The sequence below is a fragment of the Motilibacter deserti genome (genome assembly GCF_011250635.1).
Classification (GTDB): domain Bacteria; phylum Actinomycetota; class Actinomycetes; order Motilibacterales; family Motilibacteraceae; genus Motilibacter_A; species Motilibacter_A deserti.
Window position 1 is genome coordinate 1 of sequence record NZ_JAANNP010000014.1, and the last position, 14,586, is coordinate 14,586.

At 72.9% G+C, this 14,586-nt stretch carries 16 protein-coding genes; 13 read left to right on the forward strand and 3 right to left on the reverse strand.

All coding sequences use genetic code 11. The annotated features are described in order from the left end of the window. Nucleotides 1–68: 68 nt before the first annotated feature. On the reverse strand, nucleotides 69–1,052 hold the full coding sequence (mshD, locus tag G9H71_RS14385; protein WP_166283025.1) for a mycothiol synthase: 984 nt from the start codon (nucleotides 1,050–1,052) through the stop codon (nucleotides 69–71). Nucleotides 1,053–1,195: 143 nt separating this feature from the next. Here mshD and G9H71_RS14390 point away from each other — a divergent pair, with 143 nt between their 5' ends. The 5 genes from G9H71_RS14390 (at nucleotide 1,196) to G9H71_RS14410 (ending at nucleotide 7,297) form a co-directional block, all read left to right on the forward strand. Next, complete coding sequence (locus G9H71_RS14390; RefSeq protein WP_231134849.1) at nucleotides 1,196–2,947, forward strand: bifunctional metallophosphatase/5'-nucleotidase; 1,752 nt, start codon at nucleotides 1,196–1,198, stop codon at nucleotides 2,945–2,947. 154 nt (nucleotides 2,948–3,101) lie between these two features. After that, nucleotides 3,102–3,611 carry a SigE family RNA polymerase sigma factor gene (locus G9H71_RS14395; protein ID WP_331273010.1) on the forward strand — a complete coding sequence of 170 codons (510 nt, stop codon included), beginning with the start codon at nucleotides 3,102–3,104 and terminating at the stop codon, nucleotides 3,609–3,611. After that, on the forward strand, nucleotides 3,598–4,317 hold the full coding sequence (locus G9H71_RS14400) for a hypothetical protein (RefSeq protein WP_166283027.1): 720 nt from the start codon (nucleotides 3,598–3,600) through the stop codon (nucleotides 4,315–4,317). Before G9H71_RS14395 ends, G9H71_RS14400 begins: the two co-directional genes overlap by 14 nt. Nucleotides 4,318–4,441: 124 nt before the next feature. Further along, nucleotides 4,442–6,175, forward strand: coding sequence for a bifunctional metallophosphatase/5'-nucleotidase (locus G9H71_RS14405; RefSeq protein WP_166283028.1), 1,734 nt, complete (start codon nucleotides 4,442–4,444; stop codon nucleotides 6,173–6,175). Nucleotides 6,176–6,349: 174 nt separating this feature from the next. Continuing rightward, complete coding sequence (locus G9H71_RS14410) at nucleotides 6,350–7,297, forward strand: DUF6454 family protein (protein WP_331273011.1); 948 nt, start codon at nucleotides 6,350–6,352, stop codon at nucleotides 7,295–7,297. A 46-nt stretch (nucleotides 7,298–7,343) separates the two neighbouring features. Here the strand turns inward: G9H71_RS14410 and G9H71_RS25155 are convergent, their stop codons facing one another. Continuing rightward, nucleotides 7,344–8,060, reverse strand: a complete 717-nt coding sequence (locus G9H71_RS25155; RefSeq protein WP_166283029.1) for a winged helix-turn-helix transcriptional regulator — start codon at nucleotides 8,058–8,060, stop codon at nucleotides 7,344–7,346. Between the two features lie 229 nt (nucleotides 8,061–8,289). Here G9H71_RS25155 and G9H71_RS14420 point away from each other — a divergent pair, with 229 nt between their 5' ends. The 4 genes from G9H71_RS14420 (at nucleotide 8,290) to G9H71_RS14430 (ending at nucleotide 10,000) form a co-directional block, all read left to right on the forward strand. Next, entirely contained in the window at nucleotides 8,290–8,544 is a 255-nt protein-coding gene (locus tag G9H71_RS14420; protein ID WP_166283030.1) for a MoaD/ThiS family protein, read from the forward strand. A 90-nt stretch (nucleotides 8,545–8,634) separates the two neighbouring features. Beyond that, on the forward strand, nucleotides 8,635–8,709 hold the full coding sequence (locus G9H71_RS25545; RefSeq protein WP_407939763.1) for a putative leader peptide: 75 nt from the start codon (nucleotides 8,635–8,637) through the stop codon (nucleotides 8,707–8,709). A 143-nt stretch (nucleotides 8,710–8,852) separates the two neighbouring features. Then, nucleotides 8,853–9,695 carry a sulfurtransferase gene (locus tag G9H71_RS14425; protein WP_166283031.1) on the forward strand — a complete coding sequence of 281 codons (843 nt, stop codon included), beginning with the start codon at nucleotides 8,853–8,855 and terminating at the stop codon, nucleotides 9,693–9,695. 5 nt (nucleotides 9,696–9,700) lie between these two features. After that, nucleotides 9,701–10,000 (forward strand): DUF1416 domain-containing protein, encoded by a 300-nt coding sequence (locus G9H71_RS14430; protein ID WP_166283032.1) that lies wholly within the window; start codon nucleotides 9,701–9,703, stop codon nucleotides 9,998–10,000. 200 nt (nucleotides 10,001–10,200) lie between these two features. On the opposite strand, the gene G9H71_RS14435 is transcribed toward G9H71_RS14430, so the two are convergent. Then, entirely contained in the window at nucleotides 10,201–10,572 is a 372-nt protein-coding gene (locus tag G9H71_RS14435; RefSeq protein WP_166283033.1) for a DsrE family protein, read from the reverse strand. A gap of 154 nt (nucleotides 10,573–10,726) precedes the next feature. Here G9H71_RS14435 and G9H71_RS14440 point away from each other — a divergent pair, with 154 nt between their 5' ends. The 4 genes from G9H71_RS14440 to G9H71_RS14455 all read left to right on the forward strand — a co-directional run bounded on the left by G9H71_RS14440 (nucleotide 10,727) and on the right by G9H71_RS14455 (nucleotide 14,358). After that, nucleotides 10,727–11,272 (forward strand): FABP family protein, encoded by a 546-nt coding sequence (locus G9H71_RS14440; RefSeq protein WP_166283034.1) that lies wholly within the window; start codon nucleotides 10,727–10,729, stop codon nucleotides 11,270–11,272. Next, on the forward strand, nucleotides 11,269–11,685 hold the full coding sequence (locus G9H71_RS14445) for a Fur family transcriptional regulator (RefSeq protein ID WP_166283035.1): 417 nt from the start codon (nucleotides 11,269–11,271) through the stop codon (nucleotides 11,683–11,685). Before G9H71_RS14440 ends, G9H71_RS14445 begins: the two co-directional genes overlap by 4 nt. 29 nt (nucleotides 11,686–11,714) lie before the next feature. Continuing rightward, complete coding sequence (ygfZ, locus tag G9H71_RS14450; RefSeq protein WP_231134850.1) at nucleotides 11,715–12,734, forward strand: CAF17-like 4Fe-4S cluster assembly/insertion protein YgfZ; 1,020 nt, start codon at nucleotides 11,715–11,717, stop codon at nucleotides 12,732–12,734. 109 nt (nucleotides 12,735–12,843) lie between these two features. Then, the gene (locus tag G9H71_RS14455) at nucleotides 12,844–14,358 is read left to right on the forward strand and encodes a sugar transferase (RefSeq protein WP_166283037.1); all 1,515 of its coding nucleotides are present in this window, start codon (nucleotides 12,844–12,846) and stop codon (nucleotides 14,356–14,358) included. Nucleotides 14,359–14,586: the final 228 nt, after the last annotated feature.

Consider the following 14,586-nt stretch of genomic DNA (forward strand, 5'->3'; position numbering starts at 1 on the left):
CTCGGTGCGCCGGCCCGGCCTCGCGCTCGAGGAGGCGGAGAACGGCGAGCACCGGCACAAGCCCGGCGTCAGCGGACGTACATCACGTCCACGTCGAAGCGCGCGAACCCCAGCGACTCGTAGAGCCGCAGCGCCGCGGTGTTGTCCGCGTCGACGTAGAGCATCGCCTCGCTCAGGCCACGGTCGCGCAGGTGTCCGAGGACGGAGAGCGCGAGCGTGCGCGCCAGCCCGGCGCCGCGCGCCGCCGGGGACACCCCGAGCACGTAGAGCTCGCCGATCGGGTCGTGGCCGTGCTGCTTGGGCGGCGGGGCCGGCTCGCCCGCGTCGCGCACGACGGACAGCCGCGGCTTCTCGGTGCCGCCGTGGACCTTGGACCAGCCGAAGCCGAGCAGCTCCCCGGCGCCAGGGCCTGCCGCCCGCTCGGCGAGGAAGAAGCCCGCGGCGTCGAACCACGGCTCGTGCAGCCGCACGTGCAGGTCGTCCAGCGTCCACGCCCCCTGCTCGGGGTGCTGCGCGAACGCCGCCGCGTTGAGCGCGACCCACGCAGCGTCGTCCGAGCCGGGGCGGAACGTCCGGACCCGCACGCCCTCGGCGACCGTCGGGGTCGGCACGGGAGCGCCGAGCGGCCGCCGCATCTGCAGCAGCTCGCGCGCCTGCGTGAGGCCGGCCGCCGCCGCCAGCGCCGCCGAGCCCGGTACGCCGCCGTGCGCCCAGACACGGACGTGCCCCTCCGGCGCCTTGGCCACCACCGCGTCGAGCAGCGCGCGCCCGATCCCGCGCCGCCGCCGGGCCGGGTGCACCACGAGCTCGGCGCTCGGGCCGGCCACGGCGTCGGTCACGTCCAGGTGCGCGTACGCGGCCAGCTCCTCGCCGTCCCAGGCGAGCAGGCTGCGGGCGGGCCGGTCCCCGCCGTAGCGCAGGTGCAGCTCCACGTGCTCGGACAGCGGGCGTACGCCGTCGGCCTCCGTCGCGGCCTCGACGAGCCAGGTGACCGCGTCCACCTCGGGCTTGCTCAGCTGGCCGACGGTCTCGATGCGTAGCGGGTCCGACACCCCTGCAGGCTAGCCGCGAGCCTCGGCAGGTCCCGACGCCCGCTTCGTCATCGGAAGTTCACCCCAACTGTCGGCCCTTGTGCCTAGCCTGCCTGCCGACGGACGCTTCCGTCCGAGCCGTCGACTCTCGGGAGACAAACCGTATGACCCCCAAGCCCAGTGAGCGGCGCATGCGGCTGCTGGCCGTCGTCGCCGCCGGTGGCGCGCTCGCCGCAGCCGCGACCGCGGCGACCCCGGCGTCCGCCGCGTCCGCGCCCATCCAGCGCATCCAGCTGCTGGCCTTCAACGACTTCCACGGCAACCTCGAGCCGCCGTCGGGCTCGGGCGGGCGCATCCAGACGGGCACCTCGTCGACCGGCGCCGCGATCAACGTGGACGCGGGGGGCGCGGCCTACCTGTCCACGCACCTCAAGACGCTGCGCGCGGGGGAGCGCGACTCCTTCACGGTCTCGTCGGGCGACCTGATCGGTGCCTCGCCGCTGCTGTCGGCCGCGTTCCACGACGAGCCGACCATCGAGGCCCACAACCTCATGGACGTCGACCTCGGCGTCGTCGGCAACCACGAGTTCGACGAGGGCGTCGCCGAGCTGCAGCGGATCCAGAAGGGCGGCTGCATCCGGGACGACGAGGGCGCGAACAACCAGAACAGCTGCCCGGCGAAGGACCTCGGCGGCAAGCGCTTCCGTGGGGCGGACTTCCCCTACCTCGCGGCCAACGTCGAATACACCGCGACCGGCAAGACGATCTTCTCGGCGACCCACGTGGAGAAGTTCCACCAGGGCGCCAAGGTCGGGTTCATCGGCGTCGTCACCAAGACCACCCCGTCGATCGTGACCGCCAGCGGTGTCGCCGGCCTGACGTTCACCGACGAGGCCGACACGATCAACCGATACGCGGCCCAGCTGCAGGCACAGGGCGTGCAGGCGATCGTCGCAGTGATCCACGAGGGTGGCAGCCAGAGCGGGCTCTACAACGCCTGCAACAACCTCGCCGGCAGCGTCCTCGGCCTCAACAACCGCATCTCCTCCTCCGTGGACGTGCTGCTCAACGCCCACACCCACGCCGGCTACAACTGCAAGCTGAACGACCCCGCGGGCAACCCGCGCGTCGTGATCCAGGGAGCGTCGGCCGGCCGCCTCATCTCCGAGGTCGACCTCGCGTTCGACCGCCGCACCGGGGACGTCAACCGGGCGCAGACCACCGCCACCAACCACATCGTGACGCGCACCGTGGCAGCGGACCCCGCCATCACCAGCCTCATCGACCGCTACAAGGGCTACCTCGGCCCGATCGCCGGCCGTCAGCTCGGCACCATCGCGAGCGGCCTGACCGCGGCCCAGAACGCGAACGGCGAGTCCCAGCTCGGGGACATCCTCGCCGACGCGGCCAAGGCCGACGCGTCCGTCACGGGCAACGGCCCGATCGAGGTGGGCTTCATCAACCCGGGCGGCATCCGGTCCGACCTCCCCTACGGCGACGGCGTCGTGACCTACGAAGAGGCCTTCACCGTTCAGCCGTTCAGCAACTACGTCGTCTCGAAGACGCTCAAGGGCTCGGACCTCAAGGCCGTTCTCGAGCAGCAGTTCGACAACCCCGGCGTCGGGCAGACCCGCATCCTCGGGGTCTCCGGCATCACCTACAGCTGGAGCGCCTCGGCCCCCAAGGGGTCGAAGGTCTCGAACGTGCTGGTGAACGGCCAGCCGCTCGACCTGAACCGCGGCTACCGGGTCGCCGGCAACAACTTCCTGCTCGAGGGCGGCGACAACTTCACCACGTTCGCGCAGGGCACCGCCACGCTCTACGGCGGCCTCGACATCGAGGCGTTCGCGTCGTACCTCGAGGCGAACGCCCCGCTCGCGCCGCCGGCGCTGAACCGCATCACGCGCCTGCCGTGACGCACCGCGTCGCCTGACGCGAACCGACAGGGGTGGCCCGCCGACCGGCGGGCCACCCCTTTTCGCGTCCTCCGGACAACGAGCCCGCTGCGGCTGGCAACAAGGGCGGGACGGCCGGAGTCGTTGGGGGAGTGAAGACCTGGAGGGCTGCATCGTGACGTTCGACGAGTACGTCGCGGCCCGCTCGCTCGCGCTGACCCGGTTCGCCTACGTCCTGACCGGCGACGCGCACCTGGCCGAGGACCTGGTGCAGAGCGCGCTGCTCAAGGCGTTCCGACACTGGGGCAAGGTGGCCCGCGCCGACAGCCCGGACGCCTACGTGCGCCGCATCGTCGTCAACACCCACCTGTCCTGGCGGCGCCGGCTCCGGCTGCCCGAATGGCCGGTCGCGGCACCGCCGGACACACCGACCGGCGGGCTGCTCGACGACCCGGCCGACCTGGTGGGCGAGCGGGACGTCCTGCACCGCGCCCTCACCGACCTGCCGCCGCGCCAGCGCACCGTGCTCGTGCTGCGCCACTACGCCGGCTACGACGACGCCGACATCGCGCGCACGCTCGGCTGCACCGAGGCCGCCGTGCGCGGCTACGCCAGCAAGGGCGCTGCCCGCGTCCGCGCCGCCCTGTCCATCTCGTACCAGGAGGCACCCGATGCCCGGGCCTGAGCACCTCGACGACCTGCTGGAGCGAGCCTTCGAGGCGGAGGCCGCCCGCGTCGTACGCCCCGCCGCCGCAGCCGGGCAGATCCGGGCCCGCGCCCGGCGCCGGTCCCTCGGCTCGGTGGCCACGGCGAGCGCCGCCGTCCTGGGCATGGCGACCGTGGTGGCGGTGGCGGGCGCCGGCCGCGAGGAGGCGGCGACGCCGGGGACGGGCGCGTCCTCCGTGGCCACGCCGATGACGAGCCTGCTCGGCATCCCGACGACCCCGGACCCCCTGAACTACGACCCGGCGGACATGCGGGTCCCCGCCGGACGGATCACCCAGCTCGCGGGCGGGACGGTGGCGTACATGAGCACGGCCGGGCTGCTCTGCATCCAGTTCGAGGCCACGAGCTTCGGGTGCGGCGCTCCCGGGCACCGGCCACCCTCCGGCTACACCAGGGACGGCGGCCCACGCGTGATCGTCGGGCAGGTGCCGGCGCGCGCGGCACGCGTCGTGGTGTCCACGGCCGATGGCAGGAAGCGGGACGCGGCGATCTTCCGGGTCGACGGGCTGACGTCGTGGCGGGTGTGGGCCCTCGCGGTGCCCGTGCCCGAGGTGCAGGGTGACCCGTCGTCGTCCCGGTCGGCGGTGCAGCAGGCCGAGGAGGCCCTGCGCCAGTCCCGCGGCACGAGCGTCGTCGCGTACGACGCCCGCGGCAGGAGGGTCTGAGAGCTCCGGCCGACGAGTTCACCTGGAGTTCGCCTGGGCCTCACAGCGGGGGGCGACGGCTGCCCTAGCCTCCGGCGGGGCCGCTTGCCCCGCCCGTGCTCGTCCGCTCCCAGGAGAACCCTGAATGACGCCCATCCTCGGCCGCCTGCGCCCGCGCGCGGCCCTGCTCGCGGCGGCCGCCGGCACCGTCCTCGCCGCGACGGCCATGACCGCCGTCCCCGCCGACGCCGTCTCGATCAAGTCCCAGCCTCTGCGACACATCCAGCTGCTCGCGGTGAACGACTTCCACGGCAACCTCGAGCCCCCGACCGGCTCCGGCGGGACCGTGAGCCCCGGCGGCGGCCGGCCGGCCGTGCCCGCGGGCGGGGCGGCGTACCTCTCGACGCACTTGAAGCAGCTGCGCAGCGGCAAGAAGGACAGCTTCACCATCGGCACCGGCGACATGATCGGCGCTTCGCCGCTGCTCTCGGCCGCGTTCCACGACGAGCCCACGATCGAGGCCCTGAACCTCTTGGGGCTGGACCTCAGCGCCGTCGGCAACCACGAGTTCGACGAGGGCTACGCCGAGCTGCTGCGCATGCAGAAGGGCGGCTGCATCCGCGACAAGGACGGCGCGCAGAACCAGAACAGCTGCGCCGCGAAGGACCTCGGCGGCAAGCGCTTCCGGGGTGCGAAGTTCGACTACCTCGCCGGGAACGTCGAGTTCACCGCCGACGGCACCCCGCTCATGGCCGCCACGCACGTCGAGAAGTTCCACAACGGGGCCAAGGTCGGCTTCATCGGCATCGTGACCTCGTCCACGCCGAGCATCGTCACCGCGTCGGGAATCAAGGGGCTGTCGTTCAAGGACGAGGCCGAGGTCGTCAACAAGTACGCCGCGCAGCTGCAGGCGAAGGGGATCGAGGCGATCGTCGTCCTCATGCACGAGGGCGGCAGCGCCGGTAGCGCCTACAACGGCTGCTCCACCCTGGGCGGTGCCGCCCGCGGCATCAACGCGAACGTGACACCCGCCGTCGACGTCATCGTCACGGGCCACAGCCACTCGGCCTTCAACTGCAAGGCGGCCGACCCGGCCGGCAACCCGCGCCTCGTGACGCAGGCCGGCAACTACGGGCGCCTCGTGACCGACATCGACCTGGTGATCGACCGTCGCACCGGCGACGTCGACCGGCAGGCTACGGCGGCGAACAACGTCATCGTCACCCGCACTGTGACTCCTGATGCGAAGATCACCGATCTGATGGACCGCTATCGGACGTACCTCGGCCCCATCGCGAACAAGACGATCGGCTACATCGGCTCCGACATCACGCGCAGCACGAACGCCGCGGGCGAGTCGGCCCTCGGAGACCTGCTCGCCGACTCGGTGCGCGCCGACCAGTCCATCGCCGGGCGCGGGCCAATCGACATCGCGTTCATGAACCCGGGCGGCATCCGGGCCGACCTGCCCAGGGGCGACGGCGCAGTGACTTACGAAGAGGCGTTCGCTGTCCAGCCGTTCAGCAACTACAACGTCTCGAAGACCTTCACCGGCGAGCAGGTGAAGCGGATCCTCGAGGCGGGCCGGTTGCCCGTCTCGGGGCTGACCTACACCGTCACCGCCTCGGCCCCGGCCGGGAACCGGGTGTCGAACGTGCTCGTCGGCGGCCAGCCGCTCGACCTCGCGAAGAAGTACCGCGTCGGCGCCAACAACTTCCTCATCGAGGGCGGCGACGGCTACACGACCTTCGCCGAGGGGACCGACCCGCTCTACGGCGGCGTCGACATCGACGGCTTCGCCAGCTTCCTTGCGGCCAACTCGTCCGCGTCGGCTCCGTACGTGGTGCCGCCGCTCGACCGGATCACGCGACTCCCGTAACTCCCGCCGGGACTCCTCCGCCCCCTGCCCGCACCGGGCAGGGGGCGGTGCCGTCTCCCGGCCCGGGGGAGCGGGCGTCGACCGACGGACTTGCTGCGTTCGTCGGGGCTTCACGGGGATTCAAGCCGCGAGTAGTTGCCTGCCCCGGTCATCCCCAAGACCTGAGGAGCCGTCGTGACCGAAATTCTGCGCGTACGCCCGCCGCGCCGCGCGCTCGCCGCCGCCGTTCTGGGCCTGGCGGTAGCGGCCGTGGGCACCGCGACCGTGCACGCCTCCGCCGACACCCCCGCGCTCGTGCAGACCGTCCAGAAGCTCACCCGCTCCACCGCGTGGTCCCAGACCGGGGACGTCCCGCTCCGCTTCGACGCCCACCACCCGCAGGGCATGCTCCGCATCGGCGGCCTGTGGTGGATGAGCAGCGTCGAGATCCTCGAGCCCACCGTCCGCTACCCGACGCCGGTCGACGGCTACGACCGCACGCCCGGCAAGGGCCAGGGCCACCTCTTCGCGTTCGACGACGACGGCGTTCTCAAGGCCGACATCCTGCTCGGCGAGGGCACCGTCTACCACCCGGGAGGCATCGACTACGACGGCGAGAGCCTGTGGGTGCCGGTCGCGGAGTACCGCCCGAACAGCAGGTCGATCGTCTACCGGGTCGACCCGGCGACGCACGAGGTGCACGAGGAGTTCCGGGTCGCGGACCACCTCGGCGGCATCGTCCACGACACCGAGCGAGACCGGTTCGTGGGCGTCAGCTGGGGCTCGCGGACGTTCTACGACCTCAAGCGCAACGGGCGGGTCGCCGGCACCCAGCCCAACGAGAGCCACTTCGTGGACTACCAGGACTGCAACTACGTCAGTGGGCGCTCGGTCGTCTGCACAGGCCTCGCGGAGACGGCCGGCCCGTCCGGGGCGATCCGGCTCGGGGGCATCGCGGTCGTCGACACCAAGAAGCTGACGGTCGGCCACGAGGTGCCGGTCTTCCGTTGGTCGGCGACGGGCAGCAGCGTCCTGCGCAACCCCAGCGACCTGCAGCTGCTGCCCGGCGGGGCCCTGCAGCTGGCCGTCGTGCCCGACGACGGCGCGACGGCGCGGCTGCTGACGTACACCGCCCGGCCCTGACCTCCGGCGCGGCTAGGCCGTCGGCGCGGCTGGGCCGTCGGCGCGGCTAGGCGGTGGGCGCGGCGATGCGCTCGTCGGCGCCCTTCTCCGGAGCGACGAACCGGTAGCCGACGTTGCGCACCGTGCCGATGAGCGCCTCGTGGTCGGCACCGAGCTTGGCGCGCAGGCGCCGCACGTGCACGTCGACGGTGCGGGTGCCGCCGAAGTAGTCGTAGCCCCAGACCTCCTGCAGCAGCTGGGCGCGGGTGAAGACCCGGCCCGGGTGCTGGGCGAGGAACTTGAGCAGCTCGAACTCCTTGAACGTCAGGTCGAGCACCCGGCCGCGGACCTTGGCGACGTAGGTCGCCTCGTCGATCGAGAGGTCGCCGTTGCGGATCTCGCTCGGGGAGTCGGGGTCGCTGGCCGCCGCCATCGCCAGCCGGCCGGTGGCGAGCCGGAGCCGTGCCTCGACCTCGGCCGGGCCGGCGGTGTCGAGCACGACGTCGTCGACGCCCCACTCGGCGGTGACCGCGGCGAGCCCGCCCTCGGTGACGACCAGGATGAGCGGGCAGTTGAGCCCGGTCGTACGCAGCAGCCGGCAGGTCGCCCGCGCGTGCGGGAGGTCGCGGCGGCCGTCGAGGAGGAGGACGTCGCACGGGGGAGCGTCGAGCAGGGCAGACGCCTCGGCCGGGCCCACGCGTACCGAGTGCAGGAGCAGCCCGAGGGCAGGAAGCACCTCGGCCGACGGCTGCAGTGCGTTGGTCAGCAGGAGGACGCTCGCCATGTCCCACCTCCACCGGGCGGGATGCCGTGGCACCCCGAGCCCCTCGTGTCCGGTCCGGGCCCCACGGCACTGTGGGCTGGGAGCATGAGCTCCCGGTTGCTGAGCGGAAGGATAGTGGGGTGCTTGTGTCATCCGCGTGTCATCGCCCCTTTACTTTCGATCGGCTCAGTCGGGGTTTGACCGGGTTCAGCCGGCTACCGTCCGCAACACCAGCACCGGAGGAGGGCCCGTGGCACAGGTGACGGTCCGCTACTGGGCCGCGGCCAAGGCCGCTGCCGGGCGTGTCGAGGACGTCGTCGACGCCGGCACCGTCGCTGACGCGCTCGAGCAGGCCGGGCGTGCGCACGGGGAGCGGCTGCGCGCCGTGCTGGGGGCGGCGAGCTTCCTGGTCGACGGCGTACGCGTCTCGCGGGAGGCGGCGCCCGGGCGGGTGCTCGCCGACGGCGCCGTGGTCGAGGTCCTCCCGCCGTTCGCGGGTGGATGACCCCCCGTTCGGGTCATGAGACGCAGGTCAGAGGTCTCGAAGCGCGGACGGCCGCCACCCGGGGCTTGACGGCCCCCTACGATGCGGACCATGGCAGGACTGCTGATCCGCCGGCGCGCCGTCGACCTCTGTCGGGTCGCGGCGAGCCTCTGTCGCGTCGGCTGAGGCCCGCGCGCCGCCGCCGCGCCCGCGTCCTGCACGCGCGCCGGCACCTCCTCCCCGCTCGTCGCCCGCGGCTCGGACCCGGGCCGGGCTGCCGTACGTCTGCCACGCTGATCCCCGTAGAACTGGACAGGAAGAGGGACTCCATGAGCCGCGAGACCGCGCTCGTCGACGCCGACTGGGTCGAGGCCCATCTGGACGACCCCAAGGTCGTGCTGGTCGAGGTCGACGAGGACACCACCGCGTACGACCGGAACCACATCAAGGGCGCCATCAAGCTCGACTGGCGCAAGGACCTGCAGGACCCGGTCCGCCGCGACTTCGTCAACAAGGAGGGCTTCGAGGCGCTGCTGTCGTCGAAGGGCATCTCCAACGACGACACGGTCATCCTCTACGGCGGCAACAACAACTGGTTCGCGGCCTACGCGTACTGGTACTTCAAGCTCTACGGCCACGGCGACGTCCGCCTGATGGACGGTGGGCGCAAGAAGTGGGAGCTCGACGCCCGCGAGCTGTCGACCGACGCGGTCGAGCGCCCCGCCACGACCTACACGGCGCAGGAGCCCGACAACTCGATCCGCGCCTTCCGCGACGAGGTCGTGGCCGCGATCGGCAAGCTCAACCTGGTCGACGTGCGCAGCCCTGACGAGTTCAGCGGCAAGCTCTTCGCCCCGGCCCACCTGCCGCAGGAGTCGGCGATGGTCGCCGGCCACGTCCCGACGGCGAAGAACATCCCGTGGTCCAAGACCGCGAACGACGACGGCACGTTCAAGGACGAGGCCGAGCTCGCGGAGCTCTACGTACAGGCCGGCGTCGACCTCGCGACCAGCGACACCATCGCGTACTGCCGCATCGGCGAGCGCTCGGCGCACACGTGGTTCGTGCTGCACGAGCTGCTCGGGCAGCCGAACGTGAAGAACTACGACGGCTCGTGGACCGAGTACGGCTCGCTCGTGGGCGTTCCGGTCGAGACCGGCTCGGGTAGCTGACCGGCATGTGCGGAGCACCCCCTCAGGACCTCGACCTCACCGGGGTCGACCTCTCCAACCAGGCCATCGTCGCCGGGATCATCTCCCGCGAGGAGGCGCCGCTCGCCGGGGCGTACGTCCGGCTGCTCGACTCCTCCGGCGAGTTCGTCGCCGAGGTGCCGACGTCGGCCACCGGGCAGTACCGCTTCTTCGCCGCCTCGGGGGAGTGGACCGTCCGCGTCCTCGCCCCCGGCGCGCAGCCGACCGACCGGAAGGTGCGCGCGACGACCGGCGAGATCGCGCGGGTCGACGTCACCGTCGGCTGACGCCCACAACCGGCGCGCGTCCGCGGGCGCCCCACCCCGCGATCCGCAGCCGCGTACCGCCTTGCGCGTCCGCGGGCGCACCACCCCGCGTTCGCGGGCGCACCACCCCGCGCTGATCATGCGATGTTGGCGAGTTGTCCACAGCCTCTGGGCTGTGGGCAACTCGCCACGTCTGCATGACCAGCGGGTGAGGGACGTGGTCAATAGACGACCGCCTGCGCGCCTGCGGCGAGCGCTTCCTCCACGAACACCGCCGCCCCCGCGATGCGTACGCCCGGCAGCACGTCGGCGCCGGTGATCTCCCGGCGCGCGGCGCACTGGGTGCACAGCGTGACGGTCCCGGCCGCGAGCACCGCCTCGAGCAGGTCCGGCAGCGCCGCGGCGTGAGGGAGCTCGAACTCTGCGGCACGCCCCGGCAGCGCGAACCACGCCGACTCGCCGGTGAGCCAGAGCGAGACCGGGACGCCTGCGGCGGCGGCGGTCGCGGCCACCGTGAACGCCTGAGAGCAGCGCTCGGGGGCGTCGGCCCCGGCGGTGACCTTCACGACGAGAGTGCGGGACGTCTCGGGCATGCCCCGCACAGTAGACTCCGGGCTGTGCTGGAGGTTTTCTATACAGGCCTGCTGGCCTTCGCCGCGCTGCTGATCACGTGGTTCGCGTTCTACGCGGTCTACAAGCTGTTCAAGTCCCAGGCCTAGCCGGGGCTCGCGCGGCTGTGGACGCAGCATGGAGCTGACCCCTGACCTGCCCCCGGAGCTGGTGCCCGTGGCCTGGCTGCTCGGCGTGTGGCAGGGCGCCGGCGTCATCGGCTACCCCACGATGCAGGAGTCGCGCTTCGGCCAGCAGGTCGTCTTCGACCACGCCGGCGGCGCCTACCTGACCTACGAGAGCCGGCTCTGGACTCTGCGCGAGGACGGCGAGCGCGGCGACGTCATCACGGTCGAGACCGGCTACTGGCGGCCGCAGCCGGAGAGCACGATCGAGGCGCTCATCGTGCAGCCGACCGGCGTCGTCGAGGTCTACGTCGGCGAGATCCACCCGGCTCGCATCGAGATGCGCACCGACGTCGTCGCGCGCACCGTGTCGGCCGAGGAGCACACCGCCGGCCACCGGCTCTACGGGCTGGTCGAGGGGGACCTGCTGTGGGCGTACGACAAGGCGGCGCTGGGCCAGCCGCTCTCCCCGCACGCGTCGGCCCGGCTGAAGAAGGTGCCGGCCGCCGACGCGATCGCCCTGTCGGCGCACGCACCCGCCCCGAGGGCCGGGGGATGACCGACTGGCAGGCGACGCTTCGTGAGCGGGGCTACCGGCTCACGCCGCAGCGCCAGCTCGTCCTCGAGGCGGTCGCCACGCTCGGGCACGCGACACCCGAGGACGTGCTGACCGAGGTCCAGCGCACCGCCAGCGGAGTCAACGTCTCCACCGTCTACCGCACGCTCGAGCTCCTCGAAGAGCTCGGCCTGGTGACCCACACGCACCTCGGCCACGGCGCCCCGACCTACCACCCGGCCAGCGAGGCCGACCACCTGCACCTGGTCTGCCGCGACTGCGGGCGCGTCACCGAGGCCGACACGTCCGTGGCCGACGAGCTGGTCCGGCGCGTCGCCCAGGAGCAGGGCTTCGAGACCGACGTCAGCCACTTCGCGATCTTCGGGCGCTGCCGGGACTGCGCCCGGTCGGAATGAGCGGCGCGCCCCGCGAGGTTGCCCCTGTCATGTCCGTCGTGCTGAGCACCCCCGGCGCGGTCCCTGCCGAGCCCCCCGACGCGGGCGTCGCGTGGCACTACGGCGACCCGCTGGGCGAGCAGCGCCGGCTGGACACCGGCGTCGGCGTAGTCGACCTGTCGAACCGCGGCGTGGTCCGCGTCACCGGCCCCGCCCGGCTCGGGTGGCTGCACGACCTGACCAGCCAGCACCTGCGCGGCCTCGAGCCCGGCCGCCCGACCGAGCTGCTCGTGCTGGACCCGAACGGTCGCGTCGAGCACCACGCGAACGTCGGCGACGACGGCACGAGCACTTGGCTCACCGTCGAGCCGGGGCGCGCCGGCGGCCTGGTCGACTACCTGGTGAAGATGCGCTTCTGGACCGAGGTCGAGGTCGAGGACGTGACCGCCGACTGGGCCTGCGTCTGGGAGCCGGCCGCCGCCCCGCACCAGCGGCTGCTGACGACGTGGCTGCCCCCCGAGGGCCTCGGCCTCGCCGGGCGTGAGGTGCTCGTGCCCCGGGCGGAGCTGGCCGCGTACGTCGCCGCCGACGGCTTCCCCGCCGGGCGCTGGGCGTACGACGCCCTCCGCGTCGCCGCTGGCCTGCCCCGGCTCGGGGTCGACACGGACGAGCGCACGATCCCGCACGAGGTCGGCTGGCTCACGAGCGCCGTCCACCTGGACAAGGGCTGCTACCGCGGGCAGGAGACCGTCGCCCGCGTGCACAACCTCGGGCGGCCTCCCCGTCGCCTCGTCCTGCTGCACCTCGACGGGTCCGCGGAGACGCTGCCTGCCCCGGGTGCGACGGTCGAGGCCGAGGGTCGGGCCGTCGGGGTCGTCGGGACGGTCGTCCAGCACTACGAGCTCGGCCCCATCGCGCTCGCGCTGGTGAAGCGGTCGGTCCCGGCGGACGCGCAGCTGCTCGCCGGCGGCGTCGCGGCCGCGCAGGAGGAGCCGGCCCTGCTCGCCGCCGCGCCGGCGCCTCCGGGGGCGGGCCGCGCCGCCCGTGCCGCCCTCCGTTCGGGTGCTTGACCTGGCGGGATTCCCCGTCCGGCCGCCACGGGCGGTAGCCTGCACGACTGACCGGCCCGTGGCCCCGGCGCGGCTGCGCCGACGACCGCCCTGACGGAGGTTCGAGGACTTGCTCGAGGCCGAGACGTTCGTGGCCCCTCGGAGCGGCACCGGTCCCGCCGCCGACGAGGCCTCGTCCGTCGCCTCGCGCCGGCCTGCCTGGCTGCGTACCTTCGGGCTGACCCTCGTCGTCGCCGACCTCGTCGTCGTGGTGGTCGCGATGACGGTCGCCGTCGTCGTCGGGTTCGACGGGGGCCGCAGCGCCGAGCCGCTGAGCGGGGAGGACGTCCTCTCCCAGCGCTGGCTCGCCGCGCTGCTCGCGATCGCCTGGATGTCGAGCCTGTCGCTGCACCTGTCGCGCGACCGGCGCGTGGTGGGCACCGGGCCGGACGAGTACAAGCGCGTCGTCACCGCCAGCGTCCGCCTCTTCGGGCTCGTGGCGATCATCGCCTACCTCGGCTCCGCCCCGTACGCCCGCGCGCTCGTCGCGATCGCCTTCCCGCTGGGGACGGTCGGGCTGCTCGTCGAGCGGTGGGTGGCCCGCAAGTGGCTGCACTCGCGGCGCCGCCGCGGCGGCTGGGCGCACCGCGTGCTCGTCGTGGGCAGCCCGGACAACGTGCGGCACCTCGCCGCGGAGCTGACCCGGGAGAAGTACGCCGGGTTCGAGGTCGTCGGCGTCTGCCTGCCTGGTGGTGCCGACGAGCCGGTCGCGGTGACCACCGCCGAGGCGGCCGGGCTGCCGGTCGTCGGCTCGCTCAACACCGTCGTCGACGCCGTGCGGGCGACCGGCGCCGACACGGTCGCGGTCGTCCCCTCCGTCGGGCTCACCCCGACCGCGCTGCGCCGGCTCGGCTGGACGCTCGAGGGCACGGGGACCGACCTCGTCGTCGCTCCCGCGCTCACCGACGTCGCCGGCCCGCGCGTGCACGTGCGCCCGGTGGCCGGGCTGCCGCTCCTGCACGTCGAGCCGCCGCAGTACGAAGGCCCGATGCGCGTAGCCAAGGGCGTGTTCGACCGGGTCGTCGGCAGCGTCCTCGTGCTCGCCCTCTCGCCGGTCCTCGTCTCGATCGCGCTGGCCGTCAAGCTCACCAGCAAGGGGCCGGTCTTCTTCCGCCAGCAGCGCGTCGGGCGCGACGGCAAGACGTTCACCGTCTTCAAGTTCCGCTCGATGGTCGTCGACGCCGAGCAGATGCTCGCGACGCTGGCGGCCAAGAACGAGCACGACGGCGTCCTGTTCAAGATGCGCGAGGACCCGCGGGTCACCAAGGTCGGCCGGTTCATCCGGCGCTACTCCCTCGACGAGCTGCCGCAGCTGTTCAACGTCCTACGTGGCGAGATGAGCCTGGTCGGGCCCCGCCCGCCGCTGCCGTCGGAGGTGGAGCGCTACGCGTTCGACGTACGCCGCCGGCTTCTCGTCAAGCCCGGCATGACCGGGTTGTGGCAGGTCAGCGGCCGGTCGGACCTGTCCTGGGAGGACACCGTCCGGCTCGACCTGTACTACGTGGAGAACTGGTCGATGACCGCCGACCTGCTCATCCTGTGGAAGACGCTCGCGGCGGTCGTCAGGGGGTCCGGGGCGTACTAGCCGCCGGCCGTCCGCCGCCGCGCCGTCCGCCCGCGCCGCCACGCGGTCCGCCCGCGTCGGGCGCGCTCCAACGGCAGGGTCGCGAGAATGCGGCATCGTGCCAGCTCGGGACGGCCACGATGCGCCACCGTGCCGATAGGTTCGCGTGAATGCGGCATCGTGCCAAGTCGGGACCGTGACAGTGCGGCATCGTGCCAACTCGAGACGGCGACGATGCGGCATCGCGAC

Coding starts and splice junctions, on each gene's coding strand:
- G9H71_RS14390 (WP_231134849.1), top strand. CDS start 1,196: ATGACCCCCAAGCCCAGTGAGCGGCGCATGCGGCTGCTGGCCGTCGTC.
- G9H71_RS14400 (WP_166283027.1), top strand. CDS start 3,598: ATGCCCGGGCCTGAGCACCTCGACGACCTGCTGGAGCGAGCCTTCGAG.
- G9H71_RS14405 (WP_166283028.1), top strand. CDS start 4,442: ATGACGCCCATCCTCGGCCGCCTGCGCCCGCGCGCGGCCCTGCTCGCG.
- G9H71_RS25155 (WP_166283029.1), bottom strand. CDS start 8,060: ATGGCGAGCGTCCTCCTGCTGACCAACGCACTGCAGCCGTCGGCCGAG.
- G9H71_RS14425 (WP_166283031.1), top strand. CDS start 8,853: ATGAGCCGCGAGACCGCGCTCGTCGACGCCGACTGGGTCGAGGCCCAT.
- G9H71_RS14430 (WP_166283032.1), top strand. CDS start 9,701: ATGTGCGGAGCACCCCCTCAGGACCTCGACCTCACCGGGGTCGACCTC.
- G9H71_RS14435 (WP_166283033.1), bottom strand. CDS start 10,572: ATGCCCGAGACGTCCCGCACTCTCGTCGTGAAGGTCACCGCCGGGGCC.
- G9H71_RS14440 (WP_166283034.1), top strand. CDS start 10,727: ATGGAGCTGACCCCTGACCTGCCCCCGGAGCTGGTGCCCGTGGCCTGG.
- G9H71_RS14445 (WP_166283035.1), top strand. CDS start 11,269: ATGACCGACTGGCAGGCGACGCTTCGTGAGCGGGGCTACCGGCTCACG.
- ygfZ (WP_231134850.1), top strand. CDS start 11,715: ATGTCCGTCGTGCTGAGCACCCCCGGCGCGGTCCCTGCCGAGCCCCCC.